Annotated in this window: 15 protein-coding genes; 4 read left to right on the forward strand and 11 right to left on the reverse strand. The window is 60.3% G+C overall.

Going from position 1 to position 18,836, the window contains the following annotated elements; genetic code table 11:
- Both JAO77_RS16855 and uxuA read right to left on the reverse strand, forming a co-directional pair.
- Positions 1–2,121 (reverse strand): alpha-glucuronidase family glycosyl hydrolase, encoded by a 2,121-nt coding sequence (locus tag JAO77_RS16855; protein WP_198991581.1) that lies wholly within the window; start codon positions 2,119–2,121, stop codon positions 1–3.
- Positions 2,122–2,200: 79 nt separating this feature from the next.
- Positions 2,201–3,439 carry a mannonate dehydratase gene (gene uxuA / locus JAO77_RS16860; RefSeq protein WP_235998482.1) on the reverse strand — a complete coding sequence of 413 codons (1,239 nt, stop codon included), beginning with the start codon at positions 3,437–3,439 and terminating at the stop codon, positions 2,201–2,203.
- Positions 3,440–3,746: 307 nt separating this feature from the next.
- Here uxuA and JAO77_RS16865 point away from each other — a divergent pair, with 307 nt between their 5' ends.
- Together JAO77_RS16865 and JAO77_RS16870 are read left to right on the forward strand one after the other, a co-directional pair.
- Entirely contained in the window at positions 3,747–4,928 is a 1,182-nt protein-coding gene (locus tag JAO77_RS16865; RefSeq protein WP_198991583.1) for a LacI family DNA-binding transcriptional regulator, read from the forward strand.
- 67 nt (positions 4,929–4,995) lie between these two features.
- Positions 4,996–5,994 (forward strand): DUF1028 domain-containing protein, encoded by a 999-nt coding sequence (locus tag JAO77_RS16870; RefSeq protein WP_198991584.1) that lies wholly within the window; start codon positions 4,996–4,998, stop codon positions 5,992–5,994.
- A 32-nt stretch (positions 5,995–6,026) separates the two neighbouring features.
- On the opposite strand, the gene JAO77_RS16875 is transcribed toward JAO77_RS16870, so the two are convergent.
- The 9 genes from JAO77_RS16875 to JAO77_RS16910 all read right to left on the reverse strand — a co-directional run bounded on the left by JAO77_RS16875 (position 6,027) and on the right by JAO77_RS16910 (position 15,665).
- Entirely contained in the window at positions 6,027–7,100 is a 1,074-nt protein-coding gene (locus JAO77_RS16875; RefSeq protein ID WP_198991585.1) for an AI-2E family transporter, read from the reverse strand.
- Positions 7,101–7,445: 345 nt separating this feature from the next.
- Positions 7,446–8,519, reverse strand: coding sequence for a chorismate mutase (locus tag JAO77_RS16880; protein ID WP_198991586.1), 1,074 nt, complete (start codon positions 8,517–8,519; stop codon positions 7,446–7,448).
- A 79-nt stretch (positions 8,520–8,598) separates the two neighbouring features.
- A complete protein-coding gene (locus tag JAO77_RS16885; protein WP_198991587.1) occupies positions 8,599–9,489 on the reverse strand; it encodes a prephenate dehydrogenase in 891 nt (296 codons plus the stop codon).
- An 11-nt stretch (positions 9,490–9,500) separates the two neighbouring features.
- On the reverse strand, positions 9,501–10,679 hold the full coding sequence (locus JAO77_RS16890) for a pyridoxal phosphate-dependent aminotransferase (protein WP_198991588.1): 1,179 nt from the start codon (positions 10,677–10,679) through the stop codon (positions 9,501–9,503).
- 101 nt (positions 10,680–10,780) lie between these two features.
- Entirely contained in the window at positions 10,781–11,662 is an 882-nt protein-coding gene (locus JAO77_RS16895) for a prephenate dehydratase (RefSeq protein WP_198991589.1), read from the reverse strand.
- A gap of 252 nt (positions 11,663–11,914) precedes the next feature.
- Positions 11,915–12,373 (reverse strand): pirin family protein, encoded by a 459-nt coding sequence (locus JAO77_RS24675; protein ID WP_502213822.1) that lies wholly within the window; start codon positions 12,371–12,373, stop codon positions 11,915–11,917.
- Between the two features lie 24 nt (positions 12,374–12,397).
- Positions 12,398–12,766, reverse strand: coding sequence for a pirin family protein (locus tag JAO77_RS24680; protein ID WP_502213823.1), 369 nt, complete (start codon positions 12,764–12,766; stop codon positions 12,398–12,400).
- Between the two features lie 31 nt (positions 12,767–12,797).
- The gene (locus JAO77_RS16905) at positions 12,798–14,093 is read right to left on the reverse strand and encodes a glycoside hydrolase 5 family protein (protein ID WP_235998483.1); all 1,296 of its coding nucleotides are present in this window, start codon (positions 14,091–14,093) and stop codon (positions 12,798–12,800) included.
- 204 nt (positions 14,094–14,297) lie between these two features.
- Complete coding sequence (locus tag JAO77_RS16910) at positions 14,298–15,665, reverse strand: Gfo/Idh/MocA family protein (RefSeq protein WP_198991590.1); 1,368 nt, start codon at positions 15,663–15,665, stop codon at positions 14,298–14,300.
- Positions 15,666–15,871: 206 nt separating this feature from the next.
- Here JAO77_RS16910 and JAO77_RS16915 point away from each other — a divergent pair, with 206 nt between their 5' ends.
- Both JAO77_RS16915 and JAO77_RS16920 read left to right on the forward strand, forming a co-directional pair.
- A complete protein-coding gene (locus tag JAO77_RS16915; RefSeq protein ID WP_198991591.1) occupies positions 15,872–16,948 on the forward strand; it encodes an NADH:flavin oxidoreductase/NADH oxidase in 1,077 nt (358 codons plus the stop codon).
- Between the two features lie 310 nt (positions 16,949–17,258).
- Positions 17,259–18,710 (forward strand): Gfo/Idh/MocA family protein, encoded by a 1,452-nt coding sequence (locus JAO77_RS16920; protein ID WP_198991592.1) that lies wholly within the window; start codon positions 17,259–17,261, stop codon positions 18,708–18,710.
- Positions 18,711–18,836: the final 126 nt, after the last annotated feature.

Consider the following 18,836-nt stretch of genomic DNA (forward strand, 5'->3'; position numbering starts at 1 on the left):
TTACTTAAGCTGGTAGAGATTAACAAGGTCTTTGACCTCGGCCAGGGTGCGGGTGGGAGGAGCCAAGGGCGCGGGCAGCGGCTGCCGCGACCAGGTTTGGAAATAGAGCACGCAGGCATCGCGCCACCACAGGGCTTCTTTGCGCTGGGTTTGGAGACGAGCCGCCACATCGGCGTGCAGGGCGGGGTCGAGTTGGGAGCGCACTTGGGCCCACTGCTTTTGCAGCCACAGCACCGAGTCGGCGCCGGTGTAGTAGCGGGTGGCCAGTTCGTTCCAGAGCGTGCGGCCAGTGCTGAGGCGCTGGTTCCAGCTCACGTGGTGAAACCAGAGCAGGTAGTCGAGCGGGCAGCTTTGGGGGTTGCCCCATTGCTTTTGCACCTCGGGTTTGTACTGCGCCAAGGCATTGCTGCCAGTAGCGGTGCGGTCAAAGCCTAGGCCGATGGAATCAGCTTTGTGGTAGTACACGGCCGTCCAGTCGGGCCGGCCCGACTTGGCTAGCCAAGGCTGTGGGCCGAAGTGAATGCTCTCGCCCATGATATGGTGCAAGCCCAGCGGCGTGGTGTAGCGCACGTAGATGTTGCGCGACTTTACCAGCATGTCGGTGAGGGTGCGCACGGCGGCGGGCTCGGTGGTCAGCGTCATTTTGGTCCACTCCTGGGCAATGGCGGCGGGGCTCAGCGTGTGGTCCCAGGCCAGGCGGCCAAAGGCGTACCAGTTGGCCTGGCCCACCGGATGGCCGGTCCAGTTGCGGTCTGAGCCGATGTTGGCTACGCCCGCAATGGCGCTCAGCGCGTGTTGGTCCACGGTGCCATCTACCACCTTGGCCACCGTCGAGCCGGGGCCTTTGGCGTAGGTGTCGGCCTCCAATACTTCTTTGATGAGCGGCCCTAGGTATACCAAATGGGTAGCAAAGCCCAGGTACTCCTGCGTGAGCTGTACTTCTAGCACCAGCGGCGTTTTGGGCATGGCCCCAAACAGCGGGCTGAAGGGCTCGCGGGCCTGAAAGTCAATCGGACCATTCTTAACCTGCACCAGCACCTTGCGGTCAAACTTGCCATCAAGGGGCTGAAACTCTTCATAGGCCTGCTTGAAGCGGTCGCCGCTGCCGGCCTTGTACACAAAGGCGCGCCACATCACCACGCCATCGTGACGGCCCAGGCTCTGGGCTAGCATGTTGGCGCCGTCGGCATGGTTGCGATTGTAGTCTTGCGGACCGGGCTCGCCCTCCGAGTTAGCTTTTACCAGAAAGCCGCCGAAGTCGGGGATGGCTTTGTACAGCTCTTCGCTTTTAGCAGCCCACCACTGCTTCACCTGCGGGTCGAGCGGGTCGGCGGTGGGCAAGCCCCCTAGGACCTTGGGCGCCGCCCAAAACACTGACAGATACACCCGCTGCCCGTAGGGCCGTAGCACACCCGCCAGGGCCGCCACCTTGCCTATATACTCGGCCGTGAGGTAGCGCGCACTGGCATTCACATTGTTAATAACCACGCCGTTAATGCCAATCGACGCGTTGGCGCGGGCGTAGTCGGTATAGCGCGGGGCGAGGCCCTCGGGCAGCTGGTACCACTGCCAAATGCTGGAGCCCGCATAGCCACGCTCGATGGTGCCGTTCTGGTTGTCCCAGTGGTTAAGCAAGCGGTAGTTGATACGCGGGTTGCTGCTGAGGTTTAAGCCAGCCAGCGGCTGGCGCGTCTGCACCTGCCGCAGCAGCGCAAAAGCGCCATAGAGCACTGCGGCCTCGGTGCGGCCCGTGATTATCAGGTTATTCTTTTCCGAAAAGAGACGGTAGCCTTCTGGCTTCAGCGCCTGCCCATTGGCACTGGCTTGCTTATCAACGCGTAGCACAATGCCACCCGTGCGGCTGCCCGCTGTGCCTATCACCGGCACAGCCTGGCCTAGGAGCCCACTTAGGCCACGCTGTAGCTCGCCGCTGGCGGCTTGTAAAGTTGGGCTAGTACCTGCGCTGGCGATAAACTGCGCGCCACGCGCGTACTGTTGTCGCGTCGCCGCATCGATGATGCGGTCGTACTTCAGCCACAGCCGGTAGCCGTCGTCGGCCCGAACAGGGGCAACGGCAGCCACAGTCAAAAGAAGAAGTAAGAACACGTTGCGTAGCAACATGGCGGAATGGGTGGGAAAGAGAGCGAGATAATGTTGAGAGGCAGCAAGCAGCTGCCAGTCAGTAATTAAGCAATAACTTTTAGCTAGCAGCTACTAGCTGCTGGCTAACGGTAGTATTGGCTTCGGCTAGCGCGCGGCGCACACCATATTCGAGGCCGCGCAACTCAGCCAAGCCTTTGAGGCGGCCGATGGCTGAGTAGCCCGGGTAAGTCTTCTTGTGCAGGTCATCGAGCATCTGGTGGCCGTGGTCAGGGCGCATGGGCAGGGCCAGCATTTCTTCGCCGGCTGCCTCGCGGCGGAGCTCTTCGGTTACCAGCGCTTGCACCACGGCGTACATATCCACGTCGCCAGCCAAGTGAGCCGCCTCGTGGAAATTGCGCGGATTTTCTTCGCGCTTGGTGGTGCGCAGGTGCACAAAGTGGATACGCGAGCCGAAGCGTGCTATCATGCCCGGCAGGTCATTATCGGGGCGCACGCCCAGCGAGCCGGTGCAGAAGGTGATGCCATTGGCGCGCACGTCGCAGGCCGCCAACAGATTCTCTAGGTCGGCTTCGGTGCTTACTACGCGGGGCAGGCCCAGCAGCGGGAAGGGCGGGTCGTCGGGGTGGATGCAGAGCCCGATGCCCACTTCCTCAGCCACCGGCGCTACTTGCTGGATGAAGTAGTGCAGGTTGGCCGTGAGGGTGGCGGCATCAATAGCCTTGTATTCGTCTAGGTACGCCTGAAAGGTACTGAGCTCAAACGCCTCCTCCGAACCGGGCAAACCCAGCAGGGTCGTGTTGGTGAGCTCGGCTACGGCTTCGGCGCTCATGCCAGCGAACTGCTGGCGGGCGGCCTCCGCCACGGCGGGCTCGTAGTCGGCCTCGGCGCCGGGGCGCTTCAGGATGCAAAGGTCAAACACGGCAAAATCCTGCCACACGAAGCGCAGGGCCCGGCTGCCATCGGGCATTTCGTAGTGCAAGTTGGTGCGCGACCAGTCGAGCACCGGCATGAAATTGTAGCAGACCGTGCGGATGCCGCAGGCCGCCAGGTTGCGCAGGCTCTGCTGGTAATTGGCAATGTACTGGTCGCGGCTGGGGCGCCCCTTTTTAATGTCTTCGTGCACGGGTAGGCTCTCCACCACAGCCCAATGCAGGGGCGCGTGCGTGGCATTGTCAGCCTCGATAAGTTGCTGCCGCGCCCGGATATTAGCCACTGGCCACTCGACACCTACGGGCAACTGGTGCAACGCCGACACCACCCCAGCGCAGCCGGCCTGGCGAATGTCAAAGAGCGAAACCGGGTCATTTGGCCCGAACCAGCGCATGGTGTGCAGCATAGGGGTGTCTTATTAAAATCCTATTAATTTAGGCAATGGAGTAAGATTACTTAACAAGTAAGTGAATACTCACTGATGATAGCATTACCGTAATATGTCTCAAATGTACAAGTGGTGAGGGGTCACTAGCATAGTTAAAAACCTCTGCTACAAGCAAATTTCAAATAAAAACTATCGGTATCGTTTTCGCAAACGTTTTCGATAGTCAATTGGCTTGAAAATATTTTTTCGCGCAGTACATTCGCTTAGACTTGTATAGATACGCCCCCACTCTTTAGATTATCCAGCTCTTTTTCCCACCCTGCCCATGATTAACTGTGTTAAATGCAGCCGGCCCGATGCCGTACTCAAAGCGGGCTTTGTGCGCGGGCGCCAGCGCTTTTATTGCAAAAGCTGCGAGTACCATTTCACGGAGGAAAAGCCGGCGGCACCCGAGCGGCGGCGGCGCCAGGCCACCATCGCCGACGTAGCTAAGCAAGTGGGCGTGGCCCTCTCTACCGTGTCGCGGGCGCTAAATGGGCATAGCGATATTAGCCCTGCAACTCGCCAGGCCATCCTGGAGGCGGCCCGCCAGCTCGACTACCAGCCTAACCTACTGGCTCAGAGCCTAAAAAGCCGTGCTACTTCTACTATCGGGGTAGTTATTCCCGATATCGAGCGGCCGTTTTTTGCTACCGCTGTCAGTGGTATTCAGCAAATAGCCACGGAGGCCGGCTATCGGGTTATGATTTGCCAATCGAAGGAGTCGTATGAGGCTGAGGTCAGCAACGTGCAGGCCCTGATAGCCAGCCGTGTAGATGGCCTGCTAATTTGCCACTCACGCGAAACCGAAAACTTCGACCACGTGAAGGACCCCGCTCGTCGGGGTATTCCGGTGGTGCATTTCGACCGGGTATGCAACGAGGTTAATAGTGCCAAAGTGATTCTGGATGACCGCCTAGGTGCCTATAATGTGACCGAGCACCTGATTGAGCAAGGCTGCAAGCGCATTGCCATCTTGGCGGGGCCAGCGTCGCTGCTCATCAGCCGGCAGCGGCAGGCGGGCTACCTAAGTGCGCTGCGCAAGCACGGCCTGCCTATAGAGGATGCGTTGCAGGTGCATATTGACTTCCGGCCCACTTCGGCCGAAGCGTGCCTCGCTAATTGGCTGGCCATGCCCGAGCCACCCGACGGCATCTTTGCCATCAACTACACCAATGCCTTCGATTTGATACTGGCCCTGAAGCAGCGTGGCCTGCGCGTGCCGGAGGATATGGCCATTGCGGGCTTTGGCGACGAGTTTCTGGCCAATCTTATCGAGCCGGGCCTGACCACCGTCGACCTCCACCCCTACCGCATCGGGCAGCAGGCGGCGAGCCTCTTCCTGGAGCAGATGGCCCAGAAAGAGCAGTTTGTACCCCGCACCTGCGTCATTGCCGGCGACCTAATGATTCGGCAATCGTCGATGAAAAGCCAGAGCAAGCTTAGCCACGCCTCTAAGGCCGCCTAGGTCTGCTCCGAAGCACCTGGCCGAGGCGGCGCGTGGTGAAGCCTTGGCTCTAACTCCCTTCTTTTTTATGCTGCATAAGCTATTTATTGCCTGCTGCACCTTGCTGCTGCTCGGCCGCGGGGCAGCCGCGCAGGCCGTCTACTCAGCCACCGACCCGCTAGCGCACACTTTCAGCATTGTAGCCCGCGACCCTAAGACCGGCGAGATGGCGGTAGGCGTGCAAAGCCACTGGTTTTCGGTGGGCACCAGCGTGAGCTGGGGCGAGGCCGGCGTGGGCGTGGTGGCTACGCAGTCGTTTACGAATAAGTCATTTGGCCTGCGCGGGCTGGCACTACTGAAAAGCGGCAAGTCGGCCCAGCAGGCGCTCGACGAGCTACTGGCCGCCGACGAGGCCCGCGAGGTGCGCCAAGTGGCCATCCTGGACAACCAAGGCCGCGTGGCCACGCACACTGGCAAAAAGTGCGTGGATATGGCCGGCCACCAGCAAGGTGCGCAGTTTTCGGTGCAGGCCAATATGATGCTGAACGCCACGGTGTGGGGTGCCATGGCCAAGGCCTACGAAGCCAGTGCTTCTCTCCCCCTGGCCGAGCGCGTGCTAGCGGCGCTCGACGCGGCCCAGGCGGCGGGCGGCGACATTCGGGGCCGGCAATCGGCGGCGCTGCTCGTGGTGCGCGGCACCACTACCGAAGGCCCCTGGGCCGACCGCCTCGTAGACCTGCGCGTAGACGACAACGCTGCGCCGCTCACCGAGCTGCGCCGGCTGCTGAAGCTGCACCGCGCCTACGACCACATGAATGCCGGCGACCTGGCCGTGGAGAAAAACGACATGCCCACGGCCATTAAAGAATATCAGGCGGCCGAAAAGATGTTTCCCGGCAACCTAGAAATGAAGTATTGGCACGCCATTACGCTGGCCAACAAGCAGCAGGTGCCCGCGGCCCTGGCCCTGCTGCGACCCATTTTCAAGCAAGAGCCCAATTGGCGCATTCTTACCGAGCGCCTGCCCAAAGTGGGCTTGCTCACGGTGAGCCCGGCCGAACTAAAGCAGATTCTGACGCTGAAATAACGGGGTGCTAGCGGGGCGGCGCCAAGCCCGCGCTACAGCTCCACCGAGTCGTCGCCCAGTACGTCTTGCACGTACAGCATCTTCACTAAAATCACGCCGATGGCGATGATGGGCGTGGCCAGCGTGAGCCCGAGCAGGCCGGTAAACGAGCCGATAACCAACTGCCCCACAAAAATGAGCGCCGGCGGCAGCAGAATGAGCCGCTGCTGCACCACCGGCGACACGGCGGCGCTTTCCAGCGTTTGCACGCCTATGTACAGGGCCAGCACGTACAGCGCCTGGGTAGGGCCGCCCTGAAAGAACGCCAGCAGCAGCGCCGGCACCATCGAAATGATGGGCCCGATGTTGGGAATAAACGTGACCAGCCCCGCAAACAGCGCCAGCACCCAGGCCAGCGGCATCCCCAACGCCCACAGCCCCAGCGCCGTGAGCACACCCACGGCCAGCATCGACACGAGCCGGCCCAGCACCCACTTCACCAGCGTATCGCTGATTTTATCGAGCACCTCGTGGGCTCGGGTGCGGCCGGGCTTGGGCACCAGCATCACTAGGCCGGCGCGGTAGAGCTTGGGCTGCAAAGCGATAAAAAGCGATAAAAAGATGATGACGTAGGCATCGGCCAGTACGCTGAAGGTGGTCGAGAAAACACCCGTGACCCGGCCCACCCACGCCGAGCCGCCCCCCGTTATGCGGCCAAAATCCAGGTTTTCGCTGGCTAGCCACTTGCCCCACTCGGTGCTGCGCGCGTGCGCCTGCACATCGCGCACGGCTTGTGGTAGCTGCTTTTGCAGCTCGCTCACCTGCCCGCCAATGCGCGTCGAAAACAGCCAAATCATGCCCCCTAGGGCGCCTACCACCAGCAGTGCTACCAGCAGCAGCGCCAGCCCCTGCGGCAGGCGCGTGCGCCGGTGCAGCCACTGTGCCCCGGCTTGCAGCGGCAAGGCAATGAGCAGCGCCGCTAGCACCCGCAAAAACACCCCAAAGGCCGTGCCTAGCAGCCCAGTCAAGAACAAAGCGATGAAGATGATACCTACTGCCACGCCCACGCGCCGCGCGTAGCTGATGAGAGAGGTAGAAGAAGCAGCGGAAGCGGAAAGTTGGTCCATAATCAAGCTTAGCAAAGCGGGCGTGGAGTGCCTGCTTCCGCTACTTTACGAACAACTGCGTAGCACGGCGAGGATTACCACCTTATAATACCTCCTGCGTCCCGCTCCTTTATTAGGCGCTAGCTTTTTGTGCTACCGCTACTTAAGGTAGCACCTAGGGCAGGCGGATTTAGCTTGTCGCCCTGGCCTCCTAGCAAGCTTTAAATAGGGTAAACGCTTACCTAAAAGCGCTAGCTATGGCTTGTAGGCAGTGGAATAAGCATCAATGGCGAGGTAAAAAGAAAGGGGACCGGTAGTAAGAATTTTAGTCCTACTACCGGCCCCCTTTCTTTTACCAGGCTAGCATTATTCGCCTTTCATTACTTTTTCCTGGCGCATTACCGACTCTAGGTGCACGGCTTCCATGTAGCGTTCCACGAACTCTTCGGTGAGGCCTACTTGCGCGCCTTGGCGCTTGCTGCGCTCCAGAATCTCGTTGAGGCGGGCGGTTTGCAGGATGGTGATGTCGTTATCCTTTTTGTACTGACCAATTTTCTCGGACACAGCCATGCGGCGGCCTAGCAGCTGCATTACCTCGGCGTCGAGGTTGTTGATTTGCTCGCGCAGGCCGGCCAGGGCATTTACAAACTCGGCCTTGTCGGTGGTTTCGTGGCGCCACACTAGGTCGGTGATGAGTTGCTTCAGCACCTCAGGCGTGATTTGCTGCTTGGCATCGCTCCAGGCATTGTCGGGGTCGATGTGGCTCTCAATCATAGTGCCGTCGAAGTCGAGGTCCAGCGCCTGCTGGGCCACGGCGGCCAGCGTATCGCGGCGGCCGCAGATGTGGCTCGGGTCATTGAGGATGGGCATGTCGGGCAGGCGGCGCTTCATCTCGATGGGCAGGTGCCACATCGGGGCGTTGCGGTAGTCGGTGTTGCCGTAGCTCGAAAAGCCGCGGTGTATCATACCTACCTGCTTCAAACCAGCTTTTTGAATGCGCTCGATGGCGCCCGCCCACAGCTCCAGCTCGGGGTGAATGGGGTTCTTTACGAGCACCGGAATGTCTACGCCACGCAGGGCATTAGCAATTTCCTGCACCGAGAACGGGTTGCCGGTGGTGCGCGCACCTACCCACACCAGGTCCACACCGAAGGCGAGGCAGTCCTCGACGTGCTTGGCGGTGGCTACCTCCACGGCCACAGGCAGGCCAGTAAGCTCGCTGGCTTTTTTGAGCCAGGGCAAGCCCTTGGCCCCTACCCCTTCAAACCCACCGGGCTTGGTGCGGGGCTTCCAAATACCGGCGCGCAGGGCCTGCACTTTGCCAGTAGCGGCGAGGCGCTGGCAGGTTTCGAGCACTTGCTCCTCGGTTTCGGCCGAGCAGGGGCCCGAAATGAGGAAGGGCTTGTCTTCGGGCTTGCGATTGAAAAGGTCGTTGAACATGGGGGTGTTGGGTTGATTAAATAGTTTAAGTAGTAGGTCACGTTTGTCTTTGCTGCGCTACGCCCGCAAGGACAAGGCGTTAAGGGATGATTTTCTTTATTTTATTCGCGTGCTCCAGCTCGGTAGTCAGCCCGGCATAGTCTTCCTGCACCAGCAGCTCGCGCAGCTTCTGCAATTGGTGCAAATGCTCGTCGAGCACATCGAGCACGTTCTCGCGGTTTTGGCGGAAGATGGGCACCCAAGTGGCCGGCGCACTCTTAGCTAGCCGCACCGTGGAGGCAAAGCCGCCGCCCGCTAGGTCAAAAATGCGCTGCTCGCCGCGCTGCTCTTTCTCTAATACCGTGAGGGCCAAGGCAAACGAAGTGAGGTGCGAGATGTGCGACACGTAGGCCGTGTGCAGGTCGTGGTCGGCAGCGCCTAGGTGCATCACCCGCATCGGCAGGGCCTGAAACAGCGCTTCAACCATCGCCACGGCAGCGGGGTCGCTGGCGGCGGCATCGCAGACTACCAGCGTCTTCCCTTCGAACAGGCCGCGCACCGCTGCATCGGGACCCGAATACTCGGTGCCGGCCATGGGGTGCACCGCCACGAAGCGGCTCCGGCGCGGGTGCCCGGCCACGGCCGCCAGTAGGTTGCCCTTGGTCGAGCCCACGTCGATAACCGTTTGCTGGTCGCTCACGAGGTCGAGCACCTGGGGCAACACGGTCAGCATGGCATCCATGGGCACGGCCACGATGATGAGGCTAGCGGGCGCCACGGCGGCCCCTAGGTCGGTTTCTATTGCATCGACCAACCCCAGCTCTAAAGCCCGGCGGGCGTAGGGCGGGTGGTTTTCTACCCCAATGAGCCGGTCGACCAGGCCGTGCTGGCGCAGGCTGAGTGCCAGCGAGCCGCCAATAAGACCTAGGCCGATGATAGCAATCGTTTTGGTGCTTGGTGCCTGGTGTTTAGTACTTAGGAAATTCTCCATTTACTTTCGCTCTAAGCACTAGGCACTAACAACCAAGCACGAACCCGCTCCAGCGCCTCGCGCAGCACGCTCTCAGGCTGGCAGAGGCTGGCCCGGATGTAGCCGTTGCCGTTGCTACCGAAGATGCCGCCGGGCGTGAGAAACACGCGGGCCTCGGCCAGCACGGCGTCGCTGAGGGCGTAGCCATCGGCGTAGGCTGGAGGCACGGCCGCCCAGATGAATAGGCCCACCTGACCGGGCGCAGCCTCGCAGCCTAGGGCTTGCAGCAGCTCCACCACTAGCTTGCGGCGGGCGCGGTAGGTGGCGTTTAGCTCCGCAAACCACTCATCGCCTAGACCTAGGGCCGCTACCGCCGCCTGCTGAATACCCAGGAACATGCCCGAGTCCATGTTGCTCTTAAAGCGTAGCACCTCAGTCAGCCAGTCGGCGCGGCCTACCAGCATGCCCACCCGCCAGCCGGCCAGATTGTGGCTCTTGCTGAGCGAGTTCAGCTCTAGGGCCACCTCTTTAGCGCCCGGAATACTGAGCAGGCTCGTGGGCGGCGTCTCATTCAGCACGAAGCCGTACGGATTGTCGTGCACCAGCATGATGCTGTGCGCGGCCGCAAATTCAACCAGCTGTTCTAGAAACTCGGGGCTAGCTGGTGTGCCGGTGGGCATGTGCGGGTAGTTGACCAACATCATCTTCACGCGGCTCAGGTCCGTTTGGGCCAGGGCGCCTAGGTCGGGCAGCCAGCCGGTTTCGGCCGTCAGGTCGTACTCACGCACCTCGGCGCCACAGATTTCGGCCACCGCCCGGTAGGTCGGGTAGCCGGGGTTGGGAATGAGCACCGCGTCGCCAGCTTCCAGAAACGCCATACCGATGTGCATTAAGCCTTCTTTGGAGCCGGCCAGGGGCAGCACCTCGGTAGCAGGGTCGAGGGCAACGCCGTAGCTCTTTTGGTAGAACGCGGCCATGGCCTGGCGCAGCGCCGGCGTGCCCTGGTAGCTCTGGTAGCCGTGGGCAGTGGGCTGGGCTGCAGTGGCACCTAGGGCTGCTACCACGCTGGGGTGCGGCGGCAAATCGGGGCTGCCGATACCCAGGCTGATGATATTGGCCCCGGCGGCATTGAGCGCGGCTATTTCGCGCAGCTTGCGCGAGAAATAGTATTCGCCGGTATTGGCCAAGCGGCTGGCGGTGGTGGCTTGCATGTAGCTAGTCTCTAAGCGTTTGTCCTTGCGAGCGTAGCGAAGCAATCGCATTCGCTCGTTGTCTGGGGCAGTTATAGTTGTAGTAGCTCGTTCTGGTGTGCCTACTTCGTTGCACTCGCAAGGGCCGCCGATTCCGCGGCCACTTCCTGCCCAAACTCCATGCTGCCGCGCTGGTAAGCACCTAGCACGCGCAACTCCTCGGTCACGGTAGGTAGCTCGGCCAGCAGCGCCTCTAGCTGGGTGGGCGCGTCGAATTCGACATCGGCGTGAAAGCCGTAGTGCCAAGGCTGGCTAGGGCGCGGGCACGATTGCAACTTGCTTAGGTTCAACCCGTGGCCGGCTACCAGCGTGAGTACCTTGGCCAGCATGCCCGGCGCGTGCGAGGTGTAGAAATACAGCGACACCTTGTCGGGCTGCGCCACGGGCGTAGCCTCGGCGGCGCGCTCTAGCACCAGAAAGCGGGTGTAGTTGTTGGGGTCGTCGTTGATGGCGGGGGCCAAGATTTCCAGGCCGAAGGCTTCGGCGGCTTGGCCGCCGGCTATCACGGCGAGGCCGGGCGTGCGGCTTTCGGCCAGGCGCTGGGCGCTGAGGCCGGTGTCCTCGGTTTCGACAAGTTGCCAGGCGGGGTACTGCCCTAAGTAGTCGCCGCACTGGCGCAGGGCCATGGGGTGCGAGTGCACCGCCCGCACCTCGGCCAGCGTAGTGCCGGGCAGTACCAGCAGGTGCTGGTGAATGGGCAGGTACACCTCGCCGGTAATAGTGAGGTTGGCGCGCTCGAGCAGCAGATAATTAGGTAAAATACTGCCAGCCAGCGAATTTTCCATGGCCATCAGGGCGGCATCGGCGCGGCCGTCGGCTACCTGGGCTACTACCTCGCCAAAGGTGGCACAGAAGTTCAGGGCGGGCGTGGCGCCGAAAAACTGGCGGGCGGCTACTTCGTGGAAACTCCCTTTGAACCCCTGAATGGCAACGTGCTGTGGCATGGTAGTAGAGAAAAAAGCGGTGATTGAAAACCCACTCGCTGAAAAAACATAAAAAAAGCGCCACCCGAAGAACGAGTGGCGCTGCTAATTTTTTGTGGCTTAGCTACATGGCGACTCGTTCTACGCGGGCGGCGTAAAATAAAAGAAGCCAAAAAAGTAGCGGTTGCTGAACATGATACTGGTCGAATTGGGCGGCAAGGTAGGCAAGAATTTTAAACTGACAAATTTCGCCACCTCTTTTTTCACAAGGTTTTAGCCATTCCAGCGGCCAAATTTCCCCTGTTGGTAGTCGGCATACGCTTGTTCTATTTCGGCCTCCGTGTTCATCACAAACGGGCCGCCCGACACTACGGGCTCGCCGAAGGGTTGCGCATGACCTAGGAGCAACACGCTGTCAGTCAAGGCCTCTACAGCTAACTCGTCGCCGTCGTGGTTGAACTCGACCAGCTCGCGGGCGAAGGCTTCAGTGCCATTTACGCGCACGCTGCCACGCACCACGTAGAAAAAAATGCTGCGGCTGGCCGCAATGGGTAGCGTCACGGTAGCGCCTTCGGTTAAATCGAGCCAGGCCAGGGCCACGTCGGCCAGCGGCTGCACGGCACCAGTGGCCGAGCCCCAGGTGCCCGACACGGCGTGCGCCGTGACGCCAGCGGCCAGCGCGACGGTCGGTATCTCGTTTGCTTGCAGGCCTAGGTAGCGCGGCGCGGTCATTTTGTACTTGGCCGGCAGGTTGACTCAGAGCTGCAGGATTTCGAGCGGGCCGCCCATTTTCTTAAACTCATTCGACGACACCTCGGCGTGAATGAGACCTGAGCCAGCCGTCATCCACTGAATGCCGCCGGCCTTGATAACGCTTTCGTGGCCGCTGCTGTCCTTGTGCAGAATGTCGCCTTCCAGAATAAACGTGACTGTTTCGAAGCCGCGGTGCGGATGCGGGCCAAAAGGCAAGCCCCGGTTATTGGGACGATACACCTGCGGGCCGTGGTGGTTCAGGAACAGAAATGGGTCGATGTACTCGACCGACTGGGTAGGGATGGCCCGGTAGGTGACGAGGTCGGCGATGGGCGCATTTACGGCCCGGTGCTTTTGAATGACAGTGCGCATAGGTACTACTAACTGCGATGCGGGGCCGTGGTTATGGCTGCACCAAGAAAGGGAGGTTGCCGGTAGCCACGTTGCCGTGCCCATCGCGGGCGTACACGAAGAGGCGATAAGCGCCCGGCTGCGTGGGCGCGGTGAGAGTAGTTTGCCCCTTGGCGCCCGCGGGCAGGCTGCCAGCTACGGGCGTGGGTCGGCTTTCACGGTCGCCGCCCTGCTTGAGGTCGGTGCTTTCGGGCAGCAATTCCCACTGGTAGGTGAGCGGGTCGCGGTTGGGGTCGGTGACAGCAGCAGCCACGGGGTAAGCTTGGCCGGGTTTCAGTATTACGCCGTCGGTAGCGGCTTTGCCGTTGAGCAAAAGTGAACTGATGTGCGGGGCGCGGTTTTGGGGCCAGCGGCCGCTCCACTCATATTGTAGCACGTCCATCACCTCTGTTTCCTCGCCAGCTTCGGTAAAGAGGCCATACCAGGTGGGCGTGCGCTCTTGCTTCTGGCCCCACAAGAAAACGTAGGAACCTAGGCAGTGCGCCCGGTCCTTGAGCACCGAGGCCTCGTAGCGGCTCTGGTACACGGCGGCTTTCTGGCTACTTGTTTCTTCTACCGAGGCTTTCCAGGGCGTTTGTGGGCCTTCCCAATGCCCGGTGGGGCCCCACTCGGCCACTAGGTACGGCCCTTGCCACCCAGCTTCGCGCACCTGCTTGGGCAGCGTAGCCAGCCCTGCGTAGGTGTTGATACTCAAGATATCCACGGCCGGGCACCGCGCCATGATGTAGGCCACCTCGCGCTTGCCCACGCCCGCCAACACCGTCGAGGTGGGGTGGTTGGGGTCAAGCTTGTGAATCATCTTGGCGATGTCATTCACCGCATCCCACACCTTGGGGTTGGTGTAGTCGAGGTTCAGCTCATTGCCAATGCCCCACACCAATACCGCGGGGTCATCTTTGTACTTCAGGACCTCGGCCTTAATCTTTTCGAGTTGGTCTGCTACCGACGAAGCATCGTTGTAGTCGAAGCCGTGGCGCTCGCGGGCCACGTCGAGGCCCAGCATCACAGTCAGGTGGTTTTTATTGGCGGCGGCTAGCACTTTGGGGGCATCGGCGGTACCCCAGGTGCGGATGGAGTTGCCGCCGTAGGCCGCGATACGCTCGGGGTATTGGCTGCCGCCCGCGCCTTTCACAAAGTAGGGTTTACCCCCACGTAGCAGTTCATAGCCGCTAGCAGTCCGGCTTACGGTCACTTTAATCGGGGCGGTGGGTGGGGCGGCCGTAGCGAACGCTGCGAAGTTGGTCAGCGCGGCCAACGCCAGGCCGAAGCGGAGAGAATAAATAAGCATAAAGGAAAAGAATGGGCGGCAAAAGTAGCTGCCTTACCTACCCCCGGCCGATTTGAAACGTGGACTACCGTAAAAAACGCTTGTCATGCTGAGCTTGCGAAGCATCTCATCACGTTAGATTATTCCAAACGTGGTAAGATGCTTCGCAAGCTCAGCATGACAAGCGTTCTGGTGCTTTTGCCTTATTTGTGGTCCTAGGTGGCGCTATGAAGCCTCTTCGTCAGTAGGCGGCGTGCCGCGGAAGGCGTCAGTTTTACCCACGCCGACGGTTAGCTTCACGGGCTTGTTCTCCTTGGCCGATTGGTAGATGGCCTCCATAATGCGCTGGTCTTGCAGGCCTTCTTCGCCGGGCGTGTAGGGCGTTTTGTTGCCGCGCACGCACTCGGCCATATGGTCCATTTCGAGGGCAAACTGCTGTTTATCAGGATTGCTGGGCTGCTCTATCATCTGCTTGCCGTTGGGGGCGTGCACCAGCTCTTGCTTGAGGCCTTTGTAGGGGAAAGCCGGGTCCATTTTGATGGTGCCGGTTTCGGCGTGCACGGCGTAGCTCTTGTTATTGAACGAGCCGTAGCCGGTCATGCACTGAGCTATCACGCCGCTCGGGAAACGCAGCGTAAAGCTCACGTTCTCTTCGATTTCCTTGAAGCGGTCGTCGCCGGGCGTGCTGTAGATTTGGGCGCTCACCTCGGTGGGCTCCTCCCCTAGCAGAAAGCGCGTGGTATTGAGGCAGTACAAGCCTACATCGGGCAGCGAGCCGCCGCCGGCCAGCGCCTTTTTGTGGCGCCACTGCTGGTCGTGGGCCTGGTTTTGGCAGTTCATCATCTGGATGAGCTTGGTCTTACCGTAGGTTTTGTCGCGCACCATTTTTTGGGCGGCCCGGTTGAGGGGCTCGTACTGAATGCGGTAGGCTATCATCAGCTTCTTACCAGCTTTGTTGCAGGCCGCTATCATTTCTTCGCACTCCTTCACTGAGTTGGCCATCGGCTTTTCACAGAGGATGTGCTTGCCCGCCTTAGCGCCCCGAATGGTGTACTCGTGGTGCATGGAGTTGGGCAGCACGATATATATCACCTGCACCTCGGGGTTGTCCTTCAGCTTGTCGTAGTTGGCATACGAGTAGCAGCTGCTGGGCTTAATACCGTATTGCTTAGCGGCTTTGGCCATCTTGTCGGCGTCGCCGCTCACCAGAGCCACCGGCTTGCAGTGCTTGGCCTGGCCAAAGGCCGGTAGAATTTCAGCGAGCGTGAGGTGACCTAAACCCACGATGGCAAAGCCCACGCGCTGGTCGGGCGCATCGGGGTTTGGGAAAGGACCGGCCTTAGGTTCAGTAGGCGCTTCGAGGGGCGGCAGCTTAATGTCGAGCGGGCCGGTGGGCGGCGCCACGGTGTCGAAGCCACCTAGGTCGGCGGCTTCGGCCGCGGCCAGCGGTAGGGCAGTGGCAATGCCAGCGGCCAGCAGGCCACGCCCGGCGTGGTTGATAAACTGACGGCGCGAGGTAGCGCTGGTAGCGGGCTCGCCCAGGCCCAGGGCAACTTGGTCGAGGGCGTTAGCGGCAGAAGTTTCTTGAAACATAGCTAGGTAAAACAGGATGAAAAAGCTGTATCAGCCTCCCTGTACGTACCGCACTCAATTAGGTACTATTACTAGCGCCCCAAGCCCGGCCGTGGCAACCCTAGGTAATCGTTGGCTGTTAAGAGTCATTCACGACTGCAATAGTCTGGTTAATGCAGGCCCTCTTTTAGCATTAACCATTGATACTTAATTAGTAGCAATTATCCATGTCTGCTCTCTTTGAACCCCTGGCCCTACGCGGCCTCACACTCAAAAATCGCATTGTTGTTTCGCCCATGTGCCAGTACAGCGCCCAAGACGGCTTTGCCAATGACTGGCACTTGGTGCACCTAGGTAGCCGCGCTGTGGGCGGGGCCGGCCTGCTTATTCAGGAAGCCACGGCCGTATCGCCGGAGGGCCGCATCACGCCTGAGGACCTCGGCATCTGGAAAGATGAGCACATCGAGTTTCAGAAGCGCATCAACCAGTTTATCGAAGCCCATGGCAGCGTGCCGGGCGTGCAGCTGGCCCACGCCGGTCGCAAAGCCAGCACCTACACCAGCTGGCTGGGCAAGGGCCACGGCGCCGTGCCCGAGGATGAGGGCGGCTGGCAAGTGGTAGCCCCCAGCGCCATCAAGTTTGCCGATAGCTACCCACAGCCAGTGGCCCTCGATGCGGCCGGCATCAAGAAGGTCATTGCTGACTTCCGCAGCGCCACCGAGCGCTCGCTCGCGGCTGGTTTTAAAGTGATTGAGATTCACGCGGCGCACGGCTATCTGCTGCACGAGTTTTTGTCGCCACTCAGCAACCAGCGCACCGATACCTACGGCGGCTCGTTCGAGAACCGCATTCGGCTCTTGCTCGAAGTAGTGGCGGCCGTGCGCCAGGTGCTGCCCGACGACTTTCCGCTGTTCGTGCGCATCTCGGCCACCGACTGGGCCGAGGGCGGCTGGACGCCCGACGAGTCGGTGCAGCTCAGCACCTGGCTGCGCGACCGCGGCGTGGACCTAGTAGACTGCTCAACGGGCGGCAACGTGGAGAAGGCGCAAATTCCGGTGGGGCCCGGCTACCAGGTCGAGTTTGCCGAGCGCATCAAGCGCGAAGTGGGCATTGCCACTGGCGCAGTGGGCCTCATTACTACGCCGCAGCAAGCCGAAGAGCTGGTTGCCAACGGCCAGGCCGACCTCGTGCTGCTGGCCCGCGAGGAGCTGCGCGACCCCTACTTCCCGCTACACGCCGCCCACGAGTTGGGAGCCGATGTGACCTGGCCCGTGCAGTACGAGCGTGCCAAGCCCCGGCCCTAGGTGCTGTAATCTGGCTTGTGCGCTTTAAAACCTAACTGAGCATTTTTGATGCTCGTTTTAAGGTCAATCGAAAAAGGTTGCGTTAAGAAACTGGTACTAGTTTCTTAACGCAACCTTTTTTTGCTCATTGTTTTCCTTTGAAACCCTGCTATCCCATCAGCTGGTAGCCAGTGGTTTTAACTGCGTTGCTACCACCTCAGTACCACCCCACCAAGCCACTATACTTGTAAAGTAACTAGATGAAAGTGGAGAAAATAATGTGCATACTTGCGTACCTTTTACCAAACTTTTCCCACTCAACTCATTACATATGAGCCAACTTCCCGAAACTCCGTCTCGGCGGACTTTCCTCAAGCAAGGGGCGGCTGCAACGGCCGGCATCATCATTGTTCCGCGCTTTGTGCTTGGCGGCAAGGGCTACACGGCCCCTAGCGACCAGCTTTTGATAGCCGGCGTCGGGGTCGGCGGCAAGGGCGAAAGCGACATTGCCATGTTTGCCAAGAGTGGCAAAGCCCGCATTGCCTACCTCTGCGACGTAGACGACCGCCGAGCCGCCAACTCGCGCAAGGCTTTTCCGCAAGCCAAGTACTATAAAGACTGGCGGAAAATGTTCGAGAAAGAGCACAAGCATTTCGATGCCGTGTCGGTTTCGACGCCCGACCACAACCACGCCATGCCTACGATGGCGGCCATGCAGCTTGGTAAGCACGTCTACGTGCAAAAACCTTTAACCCACGATATCTTCGAAGCACGCGCCCTCACCGACGCCGCCAAAAAGTATCCTAAGGTGGTAACCCAGATGGGCAACCAGGGCTCTTCCAACGATGGCGTGCGGCAGCTAATGGAGTGGTATGATGCCGGCACCATCGGCGATGTGCACACCATCTATTGCTGGACCGACCGCCCGGTGTGGCCCCAGGGCATTGCCTGGCCCAAGACCACGGCTACTGTTCCGTCCGAACTCGATTGGGACCTGTGGCTGGGCACAGCTCCGCAGCGCGACTATGTCGACCACCTCATCCCCTTCAACTGGCGCGGCTGGTGGGACTACGGGACCGGCGCCCTCGGCGACATGGGCTGCCACCTTCTCGAAGCGCCGTTCCGAGTGCTTGACCTGAAATATGCTAACTCGGTGCAAGCTAGCGTAGGTAGCGTATACGTTGATGAGTTTAAGCGCGGCTACTTCCCTGAGAGCTGCCCTCCGTCGAGCCACGTTACGCTCACCTTCCCGAAGACTAACAAAACCAAAGGCGACATTACCGTGCACTGGATGGACGGCGGCATTCAGCCCGAGCGCCCCGACGAGCTAGGACCTAATGAGCTGTTTGGCGATGGCGGCAACGGCACGCTGTTTATCGGTACCAAGGGCAAAATGATGGCTAGCACCTACGCCGAAAACCCGCGCCTGCTACCTCTCTCCCGCAACCAGGAAGTGAACGTACCCAAGACCCTGGCCCGCGTGCCCGGCCAAGCCAATGGCCACTACGCCCAGTGGGTAGAAGCCAGCATCGCCGGCGCTGGCAAAATGAAGTTGAGCTCGCCCTTCGAGCTGGCCGGCCCGCTCACCGAGGCACTGCTCATGGCTAACCTCGCCATCCGGGGCTATGACCTGCAGAAGCCTAAGGCATCGGGCAATGGCTTCGATTACCCCGGCCGCGGCCGTAAACTACTGTGGGACAACAATCAAATGCGCATCACAAACCTCGATGAGGTAAATCAATTTGTGAAGCGTGAGTACCGCCAGGGCTGGAAGCTAGCCTAGGTTGGCACCCACTACGCTACGCGTAGTCTAAAAAGAGTCTTCGTTCGCTAAAACCTTTAAATAGGCTTTAGCGAATGAAGGCTCTTTTTTAAGTTTAGGCCAACAGCTGGCCTAGAAGCATTTCCA

Source organism: Hymenobacter sp. BT559, from assembly GCF_016427535.1.
GTDB lineage: Bacteria > Bacteroidota > Bacteroidia > Cytophagales > Hymenobacteraceae > Hymenobacter.

Coding starts and splice junctions, on each gene's coding strand:
- JAO77_RS16865 (WP_198991583.1), top strand. CDS start 3,747: ATGATTAACTGTGTTAAATGCAGCCGGCCCGATGCCGTACTCAAAGCG.
- JAO77_RS16885 (WP_198991587.1), bottom strand. CDS start 9,489: ATGGAGAATTTCCTAAGTACTAAACACCAGGCACCAAGCACCAAAACG.
- uxuA (WP_235998482.1), bottom strand. CDS start 3,439: ATGCTGCACACCATGCGCTGGTTCGGGCCAAATGACCCGGTTTCGCTC.
- JAO77_RS24680 (WP_502213823.1), bottom strand. CDS start 12,766: ATGCGCACTGTCATTCAAAAGCACCGGGCCGTAAATGCGCCCATCGCC.
- JAO77_RS16875 (WP_198991585.1), bottom strand. CDS start 7,100: ATGGACCAACTTTCCGCTTCCGCTGCTTCTTCTACCTCTCTCATCAGC.
- JAO77_RS16870 (WP_198991584.1), top strand. CDS start 4,996: ATGCTGCATAAGCTATTTATTGCCTGCTGCACCTTGCTGCTGCTCGGC.
- JAO77_RS16880 (WP_198991586.1), bottom strand. CDS start 8,519: ATGTTCAACGACCTTTTCAATCGCAAGCCCGAAGACAAGCCCTTCCTC.
- JAO77_RS16855 (WP_198991581.1), bottom strand. CDS start 2,121: ATGTTGCTACGCAACGTGTTCTTACTTCTTCTTTTGACTGTGGCTGCC.
- JAO77_RS24675 (WP_502213822.1), bottom strand. CDS start 12,373: ATGACCGCGCCGCGCTACCTAGGCCTGCAAGCAAACGAGATACCGACC.
- JAO77_RS16915 (WP_198991591.1), top strand. CDS start 15,872: ATGTCTGCTCTCTTTGAACCCCTGGCCCTACGCGGCCTCACACTCAAA.
- JAO77_RS16920 (WP_198991592.1), top strand. CDS start 17,259: ATGAGCCAACTTCCCGAAACTCCGTCTCGGCGGACTTTCCTCAAGCAA.
- JAO77_RS16905 (WP_235998483.1), bottom strand. CDS start 14,093: ATGCTTATTTATTCTCTCCGCTTCGGCCTGGCGTTGGCCGCGCTGACC.
- JAO77_RS16895 (WP_198991589.1), bottom strand. CDS start 11,662: ATGCCACAGCACGTTGCCATTCAGGGGTTCAAAGGGAGTTTCCACGAA.
- JAO77_RS16890 (WP_198991588.1), bottom strand. CDS start 10,679: ATGCAAGCCACCACCGCCAGCCGCTTGGCCAATACCGGCGAATACTAT.
- JAO77_RS16910 (WP_198991590.1), bottom strand. CDS start 15,665: ATGTTTCAAGAAACTTCTGCCGCTAACGCCCTCGACCAAGTTGCCCTG.